This window comes from Plantibacter sp. CFBP 8798 (assembly GCF_014841195.1).
Taxonomy (GTDB): Bacteria; Actinomycetota; Actinomycetes; order Actinomycetales; family Microbacteriaceae; genus Plantibacter; species Plantibacter auratus.
In genome coordinates this window covers 480,641-497,612 of sequence record NZ_JACYTS010000004.1, presented here as the reverse complement: position 1 = coordinate 497,612, position 16,972 = coordinate 480,641, and the positions used below count along the sequence as shown (strand labels likewise).

Sequence of the window (16,972 nt, the reverse complement as noted above, 5' to 3'; positions counted from 1 at the left end):
GACCGCGGCACCATCGACGCTGAGGGGTGCCGACGGGCTGCCGAGGGCAGCGGATGCGTCACCATCCGTGGTGGCCGACGAGGATGACCCGCTGGGTCCGTCGGCCTGGGCGGTTGTGGCGTCGAGATCGCGGATCGGTTCGGCGTCGTCGCGGGGTTCAGATGCCGGTTCGAGGGCGGCAGCGACCGCCGGGAACGGGCACGCCTCCAACTCGCCGAGCAAACCGCGCGGCTGCGTGATCGCGGCACCGACCTCCGCGATCGCTGCGCCGCGGGCGCGTGCCACCCGCCACCGCTCGGACACCATGACGCCCGGGTTGGCGTAACCGGCGGCGCGCACCAGGGTGCCATCGCGGCCACTGGGCGACGGCCGCAGGGCGACTGCCCCGACGACGCGGGCAGCGAGGACCTCGACCGCGTGCTGCACGGCACCGAGTTCGTCGAGGACCCGGAGGACCGCCTCGTCGTTCATGTTCTCGAGCTGCTCCGCGACACCGGAGCCTGGACGGATCGCATCGAGCGCGCCCTGCCACACCGCATCGAACCCGGCCGCGGCGGCGGCGAGCGGGTTCGGTGCGGTGCTGGTCATGGATCCATCAAAACACGGACCACTGACATTCGAACGCGCACCGAATCAGCCTCTGATCTGCGTATTTATCCGACACTTGGCGCCTACTCGGGGTGCCCTTCGACAAGCTCAGGGACCGGCGATGACGCGGTCGTCAAGTCGGTCGAGGTGCTCGCCGATGGTCGCGTTCGGAGGGGCGGCCGGACCTCACGCGAAGACGAAGTAGAACGACAGGTGCAGCGTCAGGATGAGGTGCATCGTCGTGAACCGGTGACGGAGCCACGCGAGCAGGAGGCCGAGCGCGAGCATGCTCAGTGCCGGGAACGGGTTCGGCACGAGCCCGAACTTGTCGGGGAGCAGGATGACGTGTCCGAGGGCGAACAGAACGGCGACGACGGGGATGACCATGCGCGACGGCAAGCGCGCGGCGAGATGGCGTTGCAGGAGTCCGAAGGTCAGGTAGTCCTGCCAGAACACTGAGACGGTCATCCAGAAGATGTAGAGCAGCACGGGGAACTCGAGCTCGTAGTGCAACGGCAACGCGAGTGCGAGCGCGACCGGGACGATGTACAGGAACCGCTGCGGGGACGGTGCGAAGAGTTCACGGGTGTGGGTGCGCTGCAGGATGGCGATGGCGATCACCAGGAGGCCGGCGATCAGGGACTCGAGGAACACCACGACGGTGTCCTCCTGCACCACGAGACGCACGGGGCCTCGGTCGGTGATACCCGGGGTCAGGCACCACAGGATGAACCACGACACGGCTATCGCGAGCGCGGAGAACAAGCGGACGGATTGGTGAGAGGGGGCGTTTTCGACGGTCGACATAGCAGTCGATATGTTAGCAGTGTTATTTCAGATACAAGACAAGGGAGGGGATCGCAACCGCCCGAGGCAGCGGCGAAGAACGAGCCGTCGTCGCGGGGGAGTCGTCGCGATCGAAGAGTGTCCGGAGGCTCGTCGACAGGCGCCCGGATCGGGGTGCTGCTCAGCCGAGCGAAGCCGGGACGAGTCGGAACCCACCCTCGGCGACCGGCTCGAGCCGGAGTTGGAAGAGGCCGTCGATCACGAGGTCCGCATCGAGTTCGTGCGCCTCGTGCGTCCCCGCGATGCCGACCGTCCAGCAGCCGGCGGCGCGCGCTGCGGCGAGCCCGGCCGGTGCGTCCTCGAACACGACGCACGGCTGCGACTCCAAGCCCAGCCGGGTGCGGCCGAGCAGGAACGGTTCGGGGTCCGGCTTGCCCTTCGTGACGTCGTCGAAGGTCACGACGATCTCCGGCCGCACGAGCCCGGCGGCGGCGATCCGATTGCCGGCGATGAGCCTTGTGCCGCTCGTGACGATCGCCTTCGCGTCGTCACCCAGCGCCGCGAGCGCTTCCGCCGCCCCCGGGAGCGCGATGACGTCGGCGACCTCGTCGGCCTCGATCTCGATGATCCGCGCGAGTGCTTCGGCGACCTGCTCGGGCGGGAAGATCGCGGCGAGCACCTGGGCAGCGGGCTGACCGTGTCCCGCGGCGAGCAGGTCGCCCTCGAGTCCGTACTCGCGGGCGAGTTGCGCCCACGACCGGTTCACGGCCGGCGTCGAGTCGATGAGGGTCCCGTCGAGGTCGAAGAGCCCGGCGGCGAAGACCTGGTCGAAGATCGGGGCGGAGGCTTCGATGGTCCGTCCCAGACCGAGCGCGCGTTGGACGGCGGCGAGCTGCTGCGAGGTTGACAACGCGGCTTCGATCGACAGGTGCTCGATGGCGGGTGGGGTGTCGGTGGACGGGTCGACGATGTGTGTGTCCCGCTCGGCACCGCGTTCGGCGCGGCGAGCCGCGAGCGTGGCGGCATCGGCGTGCAGCCAGACGACCTTGGGGACGACCCCGGCCGCCTCGACGAGCGCGTCCCATTCGGCGCCGCCACGGAGCTCCGCGGTGAAGGGTGCGACGAGTACCGCGCCGACGCCACTGTCGCGTTGGTCGGCGAGGACCGCCCGCAGGGCCGCGTACCGCGCAGGGCGCATGGTCGGGCGCAGCTTCGCGTCGTTCCAGTGGAGTGGTTCGGCGCCGTGGGGATCGGTCACCGCACCGATACCGTCGAGCAACGGATTGGTGATGGTGTCGAGGTCGAGGAGCGGGAGTCGGAGGGCCCGGGCGAGCTCACGTCCGAGGGTGGTCTTGCCGCTTCCGGCTGCTCCTGCGACGACGACGATCACGCTGACTCCTCGATGATTCCGGGGTGGCGACCCGCATCCGAGGGGTCTGAACGCCTCTTCGATGCGAGTTCCAAATGAATTTGATCTCTTTCAGACAACGTTGCTTGACAACGTTGTCGGTTTGCGGTCAGTATAGGCGCACGAAGGAACGACGGGGTTCTGCAGCTGCACCACCCCGACCGATGACAACGCTGTCAGGAGGTGGAGCCCATGGGCACCTGCAACCCCGCGATCACCGCGACCAGTCCGATCCGGACACATGCGCACGTCCCGTCGCTCCGGACCGGCTGCGACGTCCGACCCGTTCCGCTTCCCGTCAGGGGGACCCGCTGATGCGGCCGCCCGGGATCAAGGATGTGGCTGCGCAGTCCGGCGTCAGCATCAAGACCGTCTCGCGGGTGGTGAACGGCGAACCGTCCGTGCACCCCGAGACCCGAAGCCGCGTGCTCGAGGCGATCGATCGCCTCGGGTACGTGCCCAACACGGCCGCCCGTTCTCTGAAGTCCGGCACCGGTGGCGCGATCGGCGTCCTCATCGATTCGCTCGCCGACCCGTTCTTCGCCTCGCTCGTGAGCGCCATCGAGGCCCGTGCGCTCAAGGAGGGCCTCAGCGTCCTCGTGGCGAGCACCGGGCTCGACGAGGGGCGCGAGCGCGACCAGCTGACCGGGTTCATCGCCGGCCACCAGGTCGCCGGCGTCATCATCGCCCCGGTCGCCGCGGAGCTGCCCTACCTCGAGGCGTTCCGTAACGTGACGCCAGTCGTGGCCGTCGACCGTCCGCTCGCCGCCTTCGACAGTGTCGTGGTCGACGACTACGCCGCCACCCAGCTCGCGATCCGCCAGTTCGTCGAGCTCGGCCACACCCGCATCGCCTTCTACGACCGGGACGAACGCTTCCTCACCATCCGTCGGCGCTACCAGGGCTACACCGACGTCCTCGCCGAGGCCGGCATCGACCTCGACCCGTCGCTCGTCTCCTGGACCATCGACGGCTCGCTCGATTACGCCGCCGAGACGGAGCGCCTGCTCGGACTCGAGGACCCGCCCACCGCCTTCTTCGCGTCGAACGCGAAGGCGGCGATCGGTCTGACGACCTCCCTGCACCGCATCGGGCGGGAGGGGACGGCGCACATCGCGTTCGGCGACTTCACCCTCGCCGACGTCCTGCGACCGGCCGTCAGCTGTATCAACCAGGATCCGTTCGTCATCGGTACCGCCGCGATCGAGCGACTCCTCGAACTGCGCGAATCACCGGCCGACGAGCCGCGCGAGTGGGTCGTCCCGACCTCGCTGGTGTCGCGTGGTTCCGGAGAGATCCCCGGCCCGGCACAGCGTCACACCGTGGACGCGCGCACCGCGTCCACCACGAGCATGGTCGGAGGACCAGCAGCATGAGCACGACCCAGCCCACGACGCTCGCCCAGCCGACGCGACTCGCGCCGAACCTCATCGAGCACTTCTACCGCGGCGGCGACCGCATCGCCGGCCTGCGCGGCATCGAGCAGCAGAGCGAGTTCCAGCCGGAGGAGTGGCTCGGAGCGACCGTGAGCCGCGCCGACCAGGAACCCGGCGGCGCCATCGGCCTCGCCCGCACCGTCGACGGCGTCCTCCTCCGTGACCTCGTCGCGGCTGACCCGGAGCAGTGGACCGGCGCGGGACAGGACCACGGCACCGACGCCGCCGACACCGGCATCCTCGTCAAGCTGCTCGACGCCCGTCAACGCCTCCCCGTCCACGTCCACCCGGACCGGGCGTTCGCCGCCTCCCACCTCGACTGCGCCTACGGCAAGACGGAGGCCTGGTTCATCCTCGACGCCGAGCCCGGTTCGGCCGTCCACCTCGGATGGAGCGAGGACGTCGACCCCGACGAGCTCGACCGCCGTCGCGACGCCCAGGACAGCGAGTGGATGCTGTCGCACATGAACCGGATCGTCGTCGAGCGCGGCATGGGCATCCTCGTCCCGGCCGGCACGGCCCACGCGATCGACGGCGGTATCTTCCTCGCGGAGGTGCAGGAACCGACCGACCTCTCCATCCTCCTCGAGTGGTCCGTCACGACCTCGACCCGCGACGAGTCCCACCTCGGCCTCGGATTCGAGACCGTGATGGGCGCGGTGTCGACGACGGCACTCCCGCAGTCCGAGATCGAACACCTCGTCGTGCTGCACGACCTCGATGCCCGGACGGACGCGCCGGTGTCGCTGTTGCCCGCGGCCGCCGACCGCTACTTCCAGCTCTTCGCTGTGGCGCCCGGCACCGACGGCAGCGCACCCGTGGACGCCGGCTTCTCGGTCGCCCTCGCACTCACCGGCGCTGGCGCACTGGTCTCTGAGACCGGCGCCGAGGCCGTCGAGTTCTCCGCCGGAGAGGTCTTCGCCGTCCCGGCCGGGTTCGGGCCCTGGACCGTCAGTGGTTCCGGCACCGTGCTCGCCGCCGGCCCCGGTGTGGGCTGGCCGGCGACCCTCGCATCGGGAGGCATCCGATGACGCCACCCCTCGACGCAGGACCCACGATCACGCAGCAGCTCACCACACACCACCGCCCCGAACGGCGGTACGACAGCCACCACACGCCGGACCCGTCCATCGGGGCCGGCTGGAAAGGAACGAGAACGACATGACGACTCCCGTCTTGGAGGCCAGAGGCCTCACCCGGCAGTTCGGGCACGTCCGCGCCCTCGACGAAGCGGACTTCGAGGTCTACCCCGGCGAGGTCACCGCCCTCATCGGCGACAACGGAGCGGGCAAGTCCACCTTGGTCAAAGCCCTCTCCGGCAACCTCGCGGTCGACAGCGGCGTGATCAAGTTCGAAGGCGAACCGATCACCCTCACCTCGCCCATGCAGTCGAGCGCGCTCGGCATCGAGACGGTCTACCAGGACCTCGCCCTCGCGCCCCACCTCGACCCCGTCCAGAACGTCTACCTCGGCCGCGAGATCATGCGGCCCGGCCTCGGCGGGCTGCTCGGCCTCATGAACGTCAAGGAGATGAGCAAGCAGTCGCGGCACGCCTTCGACGAACTCGGCGCGACCGTCCGCTCACTCACCGACCCGGTGGGCGCGATGTCCGGTGGGCAGCGCCAGGCGATCGCCATCGCCCGCGCGGTGCACTGGGCCAACAAGGTCGTCTTCCTCGACGAACCGACGGCCGCCCTCGGCGTCCGCCAGACGAAGAACGTGCTCGAGACGATCCGCCGGGTGCGCGACAAGGGCATCGCGGTCGTCTTCATCAGCCACTCGATGCCGCACGTCATGGAGGTGTCCGACCGCGTGCAGGTGCTGCGGCTCGGCCACCGCGCGGCGACGGTCGACACGAAGGACACGAACATGGAAGAACTCGTCGGTCTCATGACCGGTGCCAGCACGAGGAACGTCGCATGAGCGCGGTGAAGCAGGCCGAGATGGGGCCGGAGACGACCGCCATCGAGACGGCCAAGGATCGGGAGACCCCGATCAGGAAGCTCTTCAAGGCCCAGGCCTTCCAGATCTTCATCGTCCTCCTCGTCGTCATCGCGATCTTCTCCGCGATCGCGCCCGACACCTTCGCGCAGCTGTCCAACCTGCGGCTCGTCGTGCAGAACGCCTCGATCCTCGCGGTGCTCGGCGTCGGCATGACCTACGTCATCATCACCTCCGGCATCGACCTCTCGATCGGATCCGTCCTCGTCTTCTCGGGCGTCGTGTCTGCGACGACGATGCGGGCCATGGGCGGCGACGACTGGGGGACCGCGATCGTCGGCATCATCGTCTCGATCGGCGTCGGCATCCTCTGGGGCACGTTCAACGGCATCCTCATCTCCAAGGCGAAGGTGCCGCCGCTGATCGTCACCCTCGGTAGCCTCGGCATGGCGCTCGGCCTCGCCCAGATCCTCACCGGCGGTGTCGACATCCGCGAGGTGCCGTCGGTCCTCACCGACTCGATCGGGTACGGCAACATCTTCGGCGCGGTTCCGATCATCTCGGTCATCGCCCTCGTCGTCGTCATCATCGGTGCGCTCGTCCTCCACAAGACGAAGTTCGGCCTGTACACCTACGCGGTCGGCTCGAGCGAGGAGGCGGCACGACGCGTCGGCGTGAAGGTCGACCGTCACCTCATCCGCATCTACGCGATCTCCGGAGGCCTCGCGGGTCTCGCCGGCATCCTGTCGCTGTCGCAGTTCGGCACCACCGCGATCGCCGGTCAGTCGCAGACGAACCTGAACGTCATCGCCGCGGTCGTCATCGGTGGCACCTCGCTCTTCGGTGGCTACGGGACGATCTTCGGCACCGTCGTCGGTCTGTTCATCCCCGCCGTCCTCCAGAACGGATTCGTCATCACCGGCGTGCAGCCCTTCTGGCAGCAGGTCGCGGTCGGCGCCGTCCTCATCCTGGCCGTCTACGTCGACCAGGTCCGCCGTTCCTCCGCAGCCCGCGGTGGATCCACGAGCTTCTGGCGAGCCCTCGTCAGCAGGAAGAAGAAATAACCCCTTACACAGATCAACACCCCCCGCACCATCCCAGTAGTCCAGCAGTTCAAGAGAAACGGGTAATCACAATGAAGTGGAAGAAGTCAGTTCTCGGAGTCCTCGCGCTCGGCGCGTCGGCAGGCCTCATGCTCACCGGTTGTTCCGGTGGCGCGAGCTCGGGCGGCAGCAGCGCAGGCGCAGGTTCCGACGGCTACAAGATCGCGTTCATCCAGGGCGTCGCAGGCGACGAGTTCTACATCTCGATGCAGTGCGGTATCGAATCGGCGGCGAAGGATGCCGGCGCGACGGTCACGACCCAGGGTCCGGAGAAGTTCGACCCGACGCTGCAGAAGCCGCTCGTCGACTCGGTCGTCGCCTCGAAGCCGGACGCGATCCTCGTCGCTCCGACCGACGTGAAGGCCATGGAGGCACCGCTGAAGGCTGCGGCCGACGCGGGCATCAAGGTCGTCCTCGTCGACACCACCGTCGACGACCCGTCGTTCGCGGTCTCGCAGATCTCGAGCGACAACAAGGGCGGCGGCGCTGCGGCGTTCGACGCGATCAAGGAAGCGCACCCCGAGGGCGGCAAGGTCCTCGTGGTCTCGGTCGACCCCGGCATCTCGACCACGGACGCCCGTGCCGAGGGCTTCCAGGAAGCGGTGAAGGGCGATGACAAGTTCACCGACCTCGGCGTGCAGTACAGCCACAACGAGCCGTCCACGGCTGCCGAGATCGTGACCGCGGCGCTCCAGAAGGACCCCGACATCGTGGGCATCTTCGCAGCGAACCTGTTCGCGGCCGAAGGTTCCGCGACCGGTGTCAAGCAGGCCGGCAAGGAGGACTCGGTCACCATCGTCGGGTTCGACGCGGGTCCCGCCCAGGTCAAGCAGCTGAAGGAGGGCACCGTCCAGGCGCTCGTCGCTCAGGAGCCGGCCACCATCGGCAAGGACGGCGTCGCCCAGGCGATCGCCGCATTGAACGGTGACAAGGTCGAGGCCAAGATCGAGACCGGCTTCACCATCATCACCAAGGACAACGTCGACGGCGACGCGAAGGATGCCGTCTACCAGTCCAAGTGCGGCTAGGCCCTCAGGCCACCCCGCACCACCAGACCGCGACGGCGTCGGAGCTTCGGGCTCCGGCGCCGTCGCGCTGCGTCCGGCAGCTCCGCCTCGACGCCACCCTCCACGGGGTGCGAGAATCGCGACATGACCCAGGTGATCGTCGCGGCGACCGCGGTGCGCCGGCTGTCCGACGATGCTCCGGGACGGATCGAGGCCGAGGTCGTCGATGCAGCGGGGCGAGCCCACCGCCTGGTCATCACGGTCCCCGAACGCGCGAGCCGTGCGGTCACCGCGTCGACCGACGTCCCGTTCCGACTCGGGCTCCGGGCCGAGTACGTGCGTATGGAGGGACGGGCCGTGGTGATCCGGTTCGCGGACGGCGTCACCACCACCGAGGGCCTCGGCGGGGTCTGCCTGGACCCGGACATCGTCCACTGGTTGTGAACGACTCGATCGACCGACGGTCGGGTCGGCGACGAGTCCTATGCGACGAGGGTGAGGAGCCGCGCGACCTCGGCGGCGACGGCGTCGCGTGCCGGGCCGAGGTACTTCCGCGGGTCGACGAGTGACGGGTCCGCGTCGAGGCGCTCACGGACGGCTCGGGTGAAGACGCCGTTGATGTGGGTCGAGATGTTGATCTTGCGCATGCCCGCGTCCACCGCCCGCACGAGGTCCTCGTCGCTCACGCCGCTCGAACCGTGCAGGACCAGCGGGACGGGGACGGCTGCCGCGAGTTCGCGGATGAGGCCGAAGTCGAGGGTCGCGCTCCGCGAGGTCATCGCGTGCGAGCTGCCGACCGCGACCGCCAGGCCGTCGACGCGGGTGCCCGCGACGAACGCCGCGGCCTCACCGGGGTCGGTCCGGACGCCGGGCGTGTGTGCGCCGCCCTTGCCGCCGATCGCCCCGAGTTCCGCCTCGACCCACACGCCCTGCGCCTGAGCCGCGCGGGCGACCGCTGCGGTGCGCTCGCGGTTCTCCTCGTCGGGGAGGGTCGCCGCATCGAACATGACCGAGGTGAATCCGAGCCGTACCGCCTCCTCGACGAGCGCCTCGTCCTCGGCGTGGTCGAGGTGTACGGCGGTCGCGGTGCCGGTCTCGCGTGCGAGCTCCAGGCTCGCGAGCCCGATCGGCGCGAGGCCGCCGTGGTACTTCGCCGCGTTCTCGGAGACCTGCAGGATGACGCCGCGGCCCGCGAGCTCCGCGCCGCGGAGGATGGCCTCGCCGTGTTCGAGTTGGACGACGTTGAAGGCGAGCACGGCGCGCTGTGCGTCGAGGAGCGCGGCGGTGGAGACGAGCGTCATGGTTGTTCCTCTCGGGGTGCACGTGGGACGATCGGCCCGGTGCCGGTGGGGTTGGTCAGGTGGTGGCCAGCAGCAGTTCGGGACCGCTTTCGGCGAGCGCGTCGACGGTGTCCGGGTCGAGCCCGTCGTCGGTCACGATCTGGTCGAACTCGTCGAGTCCCGCGGCTCGGTGGAACGAGGTGGTGCCGAACTTCGCGGCGGTGACGGCGAGGATGCGTCGTCGGGCGATGCCGAGCATCGCCCGCTTCACCTCGGCCTCCTCGGGCAGGGTCGTCGTGGCGCCCGAGGTGAGCCCCACCCCGTTGGCGCCGAGGACGGCGACGTCTGCGTGGAGCCCCGACAGCCGTTCGACGGTCCACGCACCGACGGTCGCCTGGGTGACGGCGCGGACCGGCCCGGGCAGGGCGAGCACGGTGAGTCGCGGCCGGCCACCGAGCAGGGCGACGATCGGCAGGCTGTTCGTCACCACGAGGAGTCGGCTGGTGTGGGGGAGGAGCGCGGCGACCTCGAGGGTCATCGCACCGGAGTCGAGGAGGACGACCCCTTCCTCGGGGAGCTGCTCGACGACGAGCCGGGCGACGGCGGCGCGCTCGATGCGCTCGCCCTCGCGGCGTCGTTGGAGGCTGGGCTCGAAAGCGGGTCGCCGGGCGAGGACCGCGCCACCGTGGTGGCGGCGGATGAGCCCCTGTCGCTCGAGGACGGCGAGGTCGCGACGGATGGTCTCCGGTGTGACGCCGAGTCGGCTGCTCAGCTCGGCGACCGACAGGGCGCCGTCGCCGTCGCGGGCACCCGCGAGGATCGCGGCGTGACGCTCTGCTGGGTACATGACTGCTCCGTCCGGTCTGGCCAGCGTATCCGAATCTGTCCGATATCCCTTCCGATTCGTTGGGATCGGTGCGAAGATCAACATGATCGGGCGTACCCGACGACGACGATGACGACGAACGGAAGGCCGCCGATGGCTGAGCACGGGCCGCACAGCGCACCCCACGAGTCGGGGTCGCGGTTCCTGCTCGGGATCGACGTCGGGCAGACCGCCGTCAAGGCCGTCCTGCACGACGAGCGGTTGCTGCCGGTCGCGGTCGCTCGGCGCGCGAGCCCCGTCGACCGCCCGGTCGCCCGGCACGCCGAGCGGTCGCAGGACGCCCTGTGGGCTGCGGTCGCCGATGCGGTGTCGGAGGTGATGGCGACCTCGGGTGTCGACCCGAACCTGGTCGCCGCGGTCGGGATCACCGGCCACGGCGACGGCCTGCACCTCGTGACCGCAGCGGGAGCGCCGGTCGGCCCGGCCATCACGGCGATGGACTCCCGGGCGCACGTCGAGGCCGCCGAACTCGCCTCCGATCCCGACCGGCTGCGCGTGGTGCTCGAACGCTCCGGACAGCTGCCGACGCCGGGCGCCGCCGGCAACCTCCTCCGCTGGTTGCTCCGCCACGACGCGGAGCGTGTCGAGCAGGCAGACGCGATGCTCTTCTGCAAGGACGTGATCCGCCTGCGGCTCACGGGCGAGATCTCCACCGACTACTCCGACGCCTGCGCCTCCTTCCTGGACGTCGGGACCGCCACCTGGAGCGCCGAGGTCCTCGACGCCTACGGCCTGCCCGCCGAACTGCTCCGCCTGCTGCCGCCGATCAACCCGAGCGGCACGATCGTCGGGTCGGTGCTGCCGGAGGCCGCCGCGGTCACGGGCCTCGTCGCCGGGACACCGGTCGTCTCGGGGCTCCACGACGTGCAGGCCTCGTCGATCGGCATGGGAGCGCTCGTCCCCGGGCGGCTCGCCCTCGTGGCCGGCTCGTTCAGCACCAACGGCGTGACGACGACCCAGCCCGACGTGGACCCGCGGTGGCAGTCCCGCCTCTCGATCACCCCGGACCTGCGGATCGCGATGTCGACCTCGGCGACGGCATCGCCCTCCTTCGACTGGACGCTGCGGCTCCTGGGCGTGACCGACGCCACCGGCCGCGACGCGCTGATCGCCGAGGCCGCAGCACTCCCTCCGGAGGAGCAGGTGCCGCTCGTCCTGCCCTTCCAATCGGACTCGCCGCTCGGTGCCGAAGCCTCGGCCACCCTCACCGGCGTCCGCGACTGGCACACCCGGGCACACGTCCTGCGCGGAGCCCTCGAGGGCATCGTGCTCATGCACCGCTGGCACACCCGTGCGCTCGGCGAACGGTTCCGGTGGGACGAGCCGATCGTCCTCGGCGGCGGCCTCGCGCGGTCACCGCTGTACGTGCAACTCGTGGCCAACGCGCTACGAGCACCCGTGACGGTCGTCGACTCCGAGGAGGCCGGAGCTCTCGGCGCCGCGATCGTCGCCGGGGTCGCCGCCGGACTCCTGCCGTCGGTGGAACAGGCCCAGCGCGACGTCGTCCGACACGCACCCGCCGTCCTGCCAACGGACGCCTCGGCTGCGTACTGGGCCGGGGTCGGAACCGCGTTCGACGAGCTCGTCGAGGCCATCGGCCCCTGGTGGCGACGGCGGGCCGAGGAGTCGAGCCCCGACGGTCCGGCGTCCGAACGCGACGACCGTGCCGGGGTGGAACGATGAGCGCGTCCGTCGGCGGGCGCGGGACGGCCACGTCCAGCCCGGTGGACGACCGGCGTCGGGAGATCCTCACCCGACTCGACCAGGACGGGCGGGTCTAGGTCGGCGTGCTCGCAGTGGACCTCGGCGTGACCGAGGAGACGATCCGGCGCGACCTCCGCGTCCTCGAACTCGACGGACGCCTCCGACGCGCGCACGGCGGGGCGGTGCGTACCGACCTCGACCCGGGCCAGGACTCCGGGGTGTCCGGTGCGCTCGCGGCGCAAGCGCTGACCCTGGTCGACCCGGGTTCAGCGGTCTTCCTCGGCGCGGGCTCGGCCTGCGAGGCGCTCGCCGCGGGTCTCGCCACGACCGCCGGGACCGTCATCGTGACCGGCTCGGTGCCGGTGGCGTTGGCCGCGGCCGCTGCCGATGAATCGGCCGTCGTCCACCTCGTCGGCGGGACGGCGGACGGGCGCGGCGTCCTCACCGGCGCCTGGGCGCGCGAGCAGCTCGCCGGTCTCCGCCTCGACGTCGCGGTCGTCGAGGCGCTCGGTGTCTCCGCGGACGGCCGACTGCTCCACGCCTCGCCGGAGGAGGCGGCGGTCGTCGCGTCGGCGGTCGAGCTGGCCTCCACGACGATCCTCCTGGGCGACCCGGCGACGTTCGGCGCAGACGGCCTCGCGGCCTCCGTCCCGGCCGCTCGTCTCGAGGTGGCGGTGGTGCATCGGGGCGTCGACGAACCGACCCTCGACACCCTCCTCGCGACCGGCGTCCGCGTCGAGACGGTCGGGGTGGACGCATGAGCGGCATCGTCACGGTCACGCCGGCGGCCGCGATCGACCAGACCTACCGCGTCGACGGGCTGCGACTCGGCGACGTCAACCGGGCGGTGGGCGTGTCCACCGAGCTGAGCGGCAAGGGCGTCAACGTCGCGCGGGCGGTCACCCTCTCTCGGCTCGCGGTCCGTGCGGTGGTGCCGATGGGTGCGGACGGACGGATCCTCGCCGACGACCCGGCACTCCGGACGTTGCTCGCCGTGGTCCCGACCGACGGTCGGACGCGGGTGAACACGACCATCCTGGACGCCGCGACCGGGACGACCAAGGTCAACGAACCGGCGATCCCGCTGCGCGCCGAGGACTGGGCCGCCGTCGTCGCGACCGCCGGGGCCGAGATCGACCGGATCGGCGCGGACTGGCTCGTCCTCTCCGGCACGATCCCGACGGTCCAGGGTGGCACCGGCCTCGTCGACATCCTCCAGTTGCTCCGTCAGGCGGGTGACCGGGGAGCGCGCGTGGCCGTCGACACTGCCGGTGCGGCGCTCGAGACCGCCGTCGCGAACCTCGACCTCGTCCACCTGCTCAAGCCGAACGCGCACGAGCTCGCCGAGCTCACCGGCCGTGAGCTGCTGACGATCGGCGATGTCGCCTCCGCCGCCGACGAACTGCACCGTGCCGGCTGCGACCTCGTCTACGTGAGCATGGGGGCCGACGGGGCGCTCCTCCGCACCGCGGCTGGGCTGTGGCACGCGCACGTCGCAGCCACGGTCGTGAACACGGCCGGTGCCGGCGACGCCTCGTTGGCCGGATTCCTCGTCGGACTCCACGGCGAGGACGGACGGGACGACCCGGCGGCAGCGGTCGCTTCGGCCGCCGCCTGGGGTGCACTCGCCGTGTCGAGCGCGACGACCATCCTCACCTCCCTCGAAGCGCTCACCACACCGGTCGCCGTCCAGAACCCCGACCCGACGACGCCGCTGAGCGAACCGGCCACGCCGCCACGCGACGAAGCGACGACGCCATGATCGATCAGGCCGTTCCACGCTTCCACGCCGCCGTGGACCTCGGCGCGTCGAGCGGTCGCGTCATGCTCGGGCGCTGGGCCGACGGCCGCTTGGAACTCACCGAGGTACACCGGTTCCCGAACGGCCCGATCACGCAGGACGGTCGACTCCGGTGGGATGCGGAGCGCCTGTTCGAGGAGACCATCGTCGGGCTCGCGGAAGCCGTCCGGATCTCAGCGGCCGCCGGCGGCGTGCTCGACGGGATCGGGGTCGACAGCTGGGGCGTCGACATCGCACTCGTGGGGGTCGGCACCGGTACGGCGTTCCCGACCGTGCTGCATCACCGCGGCGCCGACGCCGATGGACCGGCCCGTGCCGCCGAGCTGGTCGACGCCGCGACGGCCTACGCGGTGACCGGCGTGCTGGAGCAGACCATCAACACCTCGTACCAGCTGCGGTCCCGCGCCGAGGAGCTCGACGCGCGCCGAGCCGACGGCGATCGCCCGACCGTGTTGCTCGTCCCGGACCTCTGGGTGTGGCTGCTCACGGGCGTCGTCGGAGCGGAGCGCACGATCGCCTCGACGACGCAGCTGCTCGATCAGGGCACCGGCGACTGGGCGGCGGAGCTCATCCGTCGCTGGGGTCTCGACGGCTTCGACTTCCCGCCGGTGGTCGCGCCGGGGACGGTCGCCGGCCCGACGACGCCGGAGGTCACCGCGCGTCTCGGGTCGAGCATGCCGATCCCCGTCCACCGCGTCGCGGAGCACGACACCGCGTCAGCCCTCGCCTTCGCCCGCCCGGACGGCGCGGAGCTCCTCGTCTCGAGTGGCAGCTGGTCCCTCGTCGGGGTGTGTCTGCCGGCGCCGGTGCTCACCGAGCGCGCGCGGGCCGCCGGCTTCACGAACGAGGCCGGTGTCGCCGGATCCTCACTGCTCCTCCGCAACCTGGCTGGGATGTGGCTGCTCACGGAGTGCGCCCGCGCCTGGTCCGCGGAGGACGGCAGCGCGGTCGACCTCGTCGAACTCGTGGCGGCCGTGTCGGAGCTGGAACGAGACGCAGCCACGGACGTCGCGCCCGCCGTGTTCGACGTCGCCGACCCCCGGCTGCTCGTCCCGGGTGACATGCCGGAACGGATCGTGACCCTCTGCCGGGAGACCGGACAGCGTCCACCGGGCGGACGGAGTGACGTCGTGCGCAGCGTGGTCGAGAGTCTCGCAGTCGCCTACGCCGAGACGGTCCGGGCCTGCGAGGCGATCACCGGGGAGACGATCCGTTCGGTCCGCATCGTCGGCGGCGGATCGCGCAACCGGCTCCTGTGCGCCCGCACGGCGGCACGGACCGGTCTTCCCGTCACCGCTGGTCCTGCGGAGGCCTCGGCGCTCGGCAATCTGGCCGTGCAACTCGTCGCGGCCGGCCACGCGCCGTCACTCGACACGGTCTACCGGCACGGCCAGGACGACCACGACGACCACGACCATGAGCGGACACCGACATGACCGACCGCATCGACCAACCGGAGACCGAAACGGACCTCCTCGACCGCTTCGTCCTCTTCTCGCGCGACCTCGGGCGTCCCGATCGGGCGTGGGCGCTCCTGGCGGAGGGCAACACCTCCCTGCTGCTGACCGAGGACGGTGCTCGGGCGATGCTCGTGAAGGCGAGCGGCGCGTCCCTGGCCGTGGCGACCACCGAGGACGCGGTCCGTCTCGCGATCGGACCGGTGCTCGACCTCGTCGACTCGCACACGGGCGGGGACGCCGAGGTGGCCGCGCTGTTCGATGCCGCGGCGCTCGCCGGGAACGGTCGGCGCCCCTCGGTGGAGGCGATCCTCCACGCCGTCTGCCTCGACCTGCCCGGCGTCGTCGCGGTCGGCCACACCCATCCCGTGCCGGTCAACGCGCTGTTGTGCTCGCCGTCGGCCGACGCCCTGACCCGCGGGTCGCTCTTCCCCGACCAGATCGTGGTCCTCGGTACCGATCCGCTGCTCGTGCCGTACGTCGACCCCGGTCTCGAGCTCGCCCGCACGGTCCGCCGCCTGCTGCGCGAGCAGCTCGCAACGACCGGCCGGGTACCGAAGGTCGTGTACCTGCAGAACCACGGGATGTTCGCCCTCGGATCGAGCGCGGCCGAGGTACTCCGCATCACCGAGATGGCCGTGAAGGTCGCCCAGGTGCTCCTCGGAGCGCTCGCCGCCGGCGGGCCGGTGTACCTGAGCGACGAGGCCGTCGCCCGCATCGACACGAGACCCGACGAACTGCTGCGTCGAGCCGCGCTCGCCGCGCAGGAATCCACCACCGACCGCGCCGGGGCGGCGCACGGAAGGACCACGACATGAGCGTGTCGACCAGCACCATCGACCTCACCGGGCAGGTCGCGATCATCACCGGAGCGTCCTCGGGCATCGGCCGCTCGTACGCCCAGGCGCTCGCCGCCGCCGGGGTGCGCACGGTGCTCGTGGGACGCTCCACCGAGCGACTCTCGGGCGTCGCCGACGCCCTGCCGACACCGAGCGTCTTCCTGGCGGGTGACCTCGCCGACCCCGCCGTGTCCGAGCAGGCCGTCGCCCTGGCGCTCGCCGCCTTCGGACGCCTCGACATCGTCCTCGCCAACGCGGGCCTCTACGTCGGCGGTGACGTCCTTGACACCCCGATGACCGCGATCGAGGAGCTCGTCGGCGTCAACGTCCTCGGGGCGATGGCGACGGTTCGCGCAGCGCTGCCGCACCTCGTCGAACAGGGCGCGGGCGACGTGCTGGTGACGAGCTCGGTGTCCGGGCACCAGGACATCCACTGGGAGCCCGTCTACTCCGCGACGAAACACGCCATGCAGTCGTTCGTCCACACCACCCGGCGGAACCTCGTCGGATCCGGGGTGCGGATGGGCGCGGTCGCCCCCGGCGTCGTGCTCAACGAACTGTGGGGGATCGCCGAGGGGGCCTCAGGCGTGGAGGACCAGATCGCCGCACGCACCGGCATCCGTTCCGAGGACGTCGCCGACGCCGTGCTCTTCATGCTCACCAGACCCCGACACGTCACCATCCGCGACCTCGTCATCCTGCCCACCGACCAGGAGATCTGAGCGACTCGCGTCGC

At 70.8% G+C, this 16,972-nt stretch carries 17 protein-coding genes; 12 read left to right on the top strand and 5 right to left on the bottom strand.

Annotation, left to right across the window (positions count from 1 at the left end):
* The 3 genes from IFU30_RS19870 to IFU30_RS20995 all read right to left on the bottom strand — a co-directional run.
* Positions 1-588: hypothetical protein (locus tag IFU30_RS19870; RefSeq protein WP_192006859.1), on the bottom strand; the 588-nt coding region annotated here is incomplete at its 3' end.
* A gap of 186 nt (positions 589-774) precedes the next feature.
* Positions 775-1,395, bottom strand: coding sequence for a CPBP family glutamic-type intramembrane protease (locus IFU30_RS19865; RefSeq protein WP_192006858.1), 621 nt, complete (start codon positions 1,393-1,395; stop codon positions 775-777).
* A 160-nt stretch (positions 1,396-1,555) separates the two neighbouring features.
* Positions 1,556-2,764, bottom strand: a complete 1,209-nt coding sequence (locus IFU30_RS20995) for an HAD-IA family hydrolase (RefSeq protein WP_192006857.1) — start codon at positions 2,762-2,764, stop codon at positions 1,556-1,558.
* A gap of 356 nt (positions 2,765-3,120) precedes the next feature.
* On the opposite strand from IFU30_RS20995, the gene IFU30_RS19855 reads away from it, so the two are divergent.
* From IFU30_RS19855 to IFU30_RS19830, 6 genes are all read left to right on the top strand, one after another.
* Complete coding sequence (locus IFU30_RS19855) at positions 3,121-4,158, top strand: LacI family DNA-binding transcriptional regulator (protein ID WP_159879498.1); 1,038 nt, start codon at positions 3,121-3,123, stop codon at positions 4,156-4,158.
* Complete coding sequence (locus tag IFU30_RS19850; RefSeq protein WP_192006856.1) at positions 4,155-5,249, top strand: class I mannose-6-phosphate isomerase; 1,095 nt, start codon at positions 4,155-4,157, stop codon at positions 5,247-5,249. Before IFU30_RS19855 ends, IFU30_RS19850 begins: the two co-directional genes overlap by 4 nt.
* A 130-nt stretch (positions 5,250-5,379) precedes the next feature.
* Positions 5,380-6,141, top strand: coding sequence for an ATP-binding cassette domain-containing protein (locus tag IFU30_RS19845; RefSeq protein ID WP_079707372.1), 762 nt, complete (start codon positions 5,380-5,382; stop codon positions 6,139-6,141).
* Positions 6,138-7,223 carry an ABC transporter permease gene (locus IFU30_RS19840; protein ID WP_079707371.1) on the top strand — a complete coding sequence of 362 codons (1,086 nt, stop codon included), beginning with the start codon at positions 6,138-6,140 and terminating at the stop codon, positions 7,221-7,223. The genes IFU30_RS19845 and IFU30_RS19840 overlap by 4 nt, the downstream gene beginning before the upstream one ends.
* Before the next feature lie 71 nt (positions 7,224-7,294).
* The gene (locus IFU30_RS19835) at positions 7,295-8,290 is read left to right on the top strand and encodes an ABC transporter substrate-binding protein (RefSeq protein WP_056013014.1); all 996 of its coding nucleotides are present in this window, start codon (positions 7,295-7,297) and stop codon (positions 8,288-8,290) included.
* Between the two features lie 123 nt (positions 8,291-8,413).
* Complete coding sequence (locus IFU30_RS19830) at positions 8,414-8,713, top strand: hypothetical protein (protein ID WP_192006855.1); 300 nt, start codon at positions 8,414-8,416, stop codon at positions 8,711-8,713.
* Positions 8,714-8,751: 38 nt separating this feature from the next.
* Here the strand turns inward: IFU30_RS19830 and IFU30_RS19825 are convergent, their stop codons facing one another.
* Positions 8,752-9,570 (bottom strand): class II fructose-bisphosphate aldolase, encoded by an 819-nt coding sequence (locus IFU30_RS19825; protein ID WP_192006854.1) that lies wholly within the window; start codon positions 9,568-9,570, stop codon positions 8,752-8,754.
* A 55-nt stretch (positions 9,571-9,625) separates the two neighbouring features.
* Positions 9,626-10,396, bottom strand: coding sequence for a DeoR/GlpR family DNA-binding transcription regulator (locus tag IFU30_RS19820; protein WP_192006853.1), 771 nt, complete (start codon positions 10,394-10,396; stop codon positions 9,626-9,628).
* A 132-nt stretch (positions 10,397-10,528) separates the two neighbouring features.
* Here IFU30_RS19820 and IFU30_RS19815 point away from each other — a divergent pair, with 132 nt between their 5' ends.
* The 6 genes from IFU30_RS19815 to IFU30_RS19790 all read left to right on the top strand — a co-directional run bounded on the left by IFU30_RS19815 (position 10,529) and on the right by IFU30_RS19790 (position 16,958).
* Complete coding sequence (locus IFU30_RS19815) at positions 10,529-12,118, top strand: FGGY-family carbohydrate kinase (protein WP_192006852.1); 1,590 nt, start codon at positions 10,529-10,531, stop codon at positions 12,116-12,118.
* A 104-nt stretch (positions 12,119-12,222) separates the two neighbouring features.
* Positions 12,223-12,900 carry a DeoR family transcriptional regulator gene (locus tag IFU30_RS19810; protein ID WP_192006882.1) on the top strand — a complete coding sequence of 226 codons (678 nt, stop codon included), beginning with the start codon at positions 12,223-12,225 and terminating at the stop codon, positions 12,898-12,900.
* On the top strand, positions 12,897-13,901 hold the full coding sequence (locus IFU30_RS19805) for a 1-phosphofructokinase family hexose kinase (protein ID WP_192006851.1): 1,005 nt from the start codon (positions 12,897-12,899) through the stop codon (positions 13,899-13,901). The genes IFU30_RS19810 and IFU30_RS19805 overlap by 4 nt, the downstream gene beginning before the upstream one ends.
* Positions 13,898-15,376, top strand: a complete 1,479-nt coding sequence (locus IFU30_RS19800; RefSeq protein ID WP_192006850.1) for a rhamnulokinase — start codon at positions 13,898-13,900, stop codon at positions 15,374-15,376. The genes IFU30_RS19805 and IFU30_RS19800 overlap by 4 nt, the downstream gene beginning before the upstream one ends.
* Complete coding sequence (locus IFU30_RS19795) at positions 15,373-16,215, top strand: class II aldolase/adducin family protein (protein ID WP_192006849.1); 843 nt, start codon at positions 15,373-15,375, stop codon at positions 16,213-16,215. Before IFU30_RS19800 ends, IFU30_RS19795 begins: the two co-directional genes overlap by 4 nt.
* Complete coding sequence (locus IFU30_RS19790; protein WP_192006848.1) at positions 16,212-16,958, top strand: SDR family oxidoreductase; 747 nt, start codon at positions 16,212-16,214, stop codon at positions 16,956-16,958. Before IFU30_RS19795 ends, IFU30_RS19790 begins: the two co-directional genes overlap by 4 nt.
* The last annotated feature ends 14 nt before the right edge of the window (positions 16,959-16,972 follow it).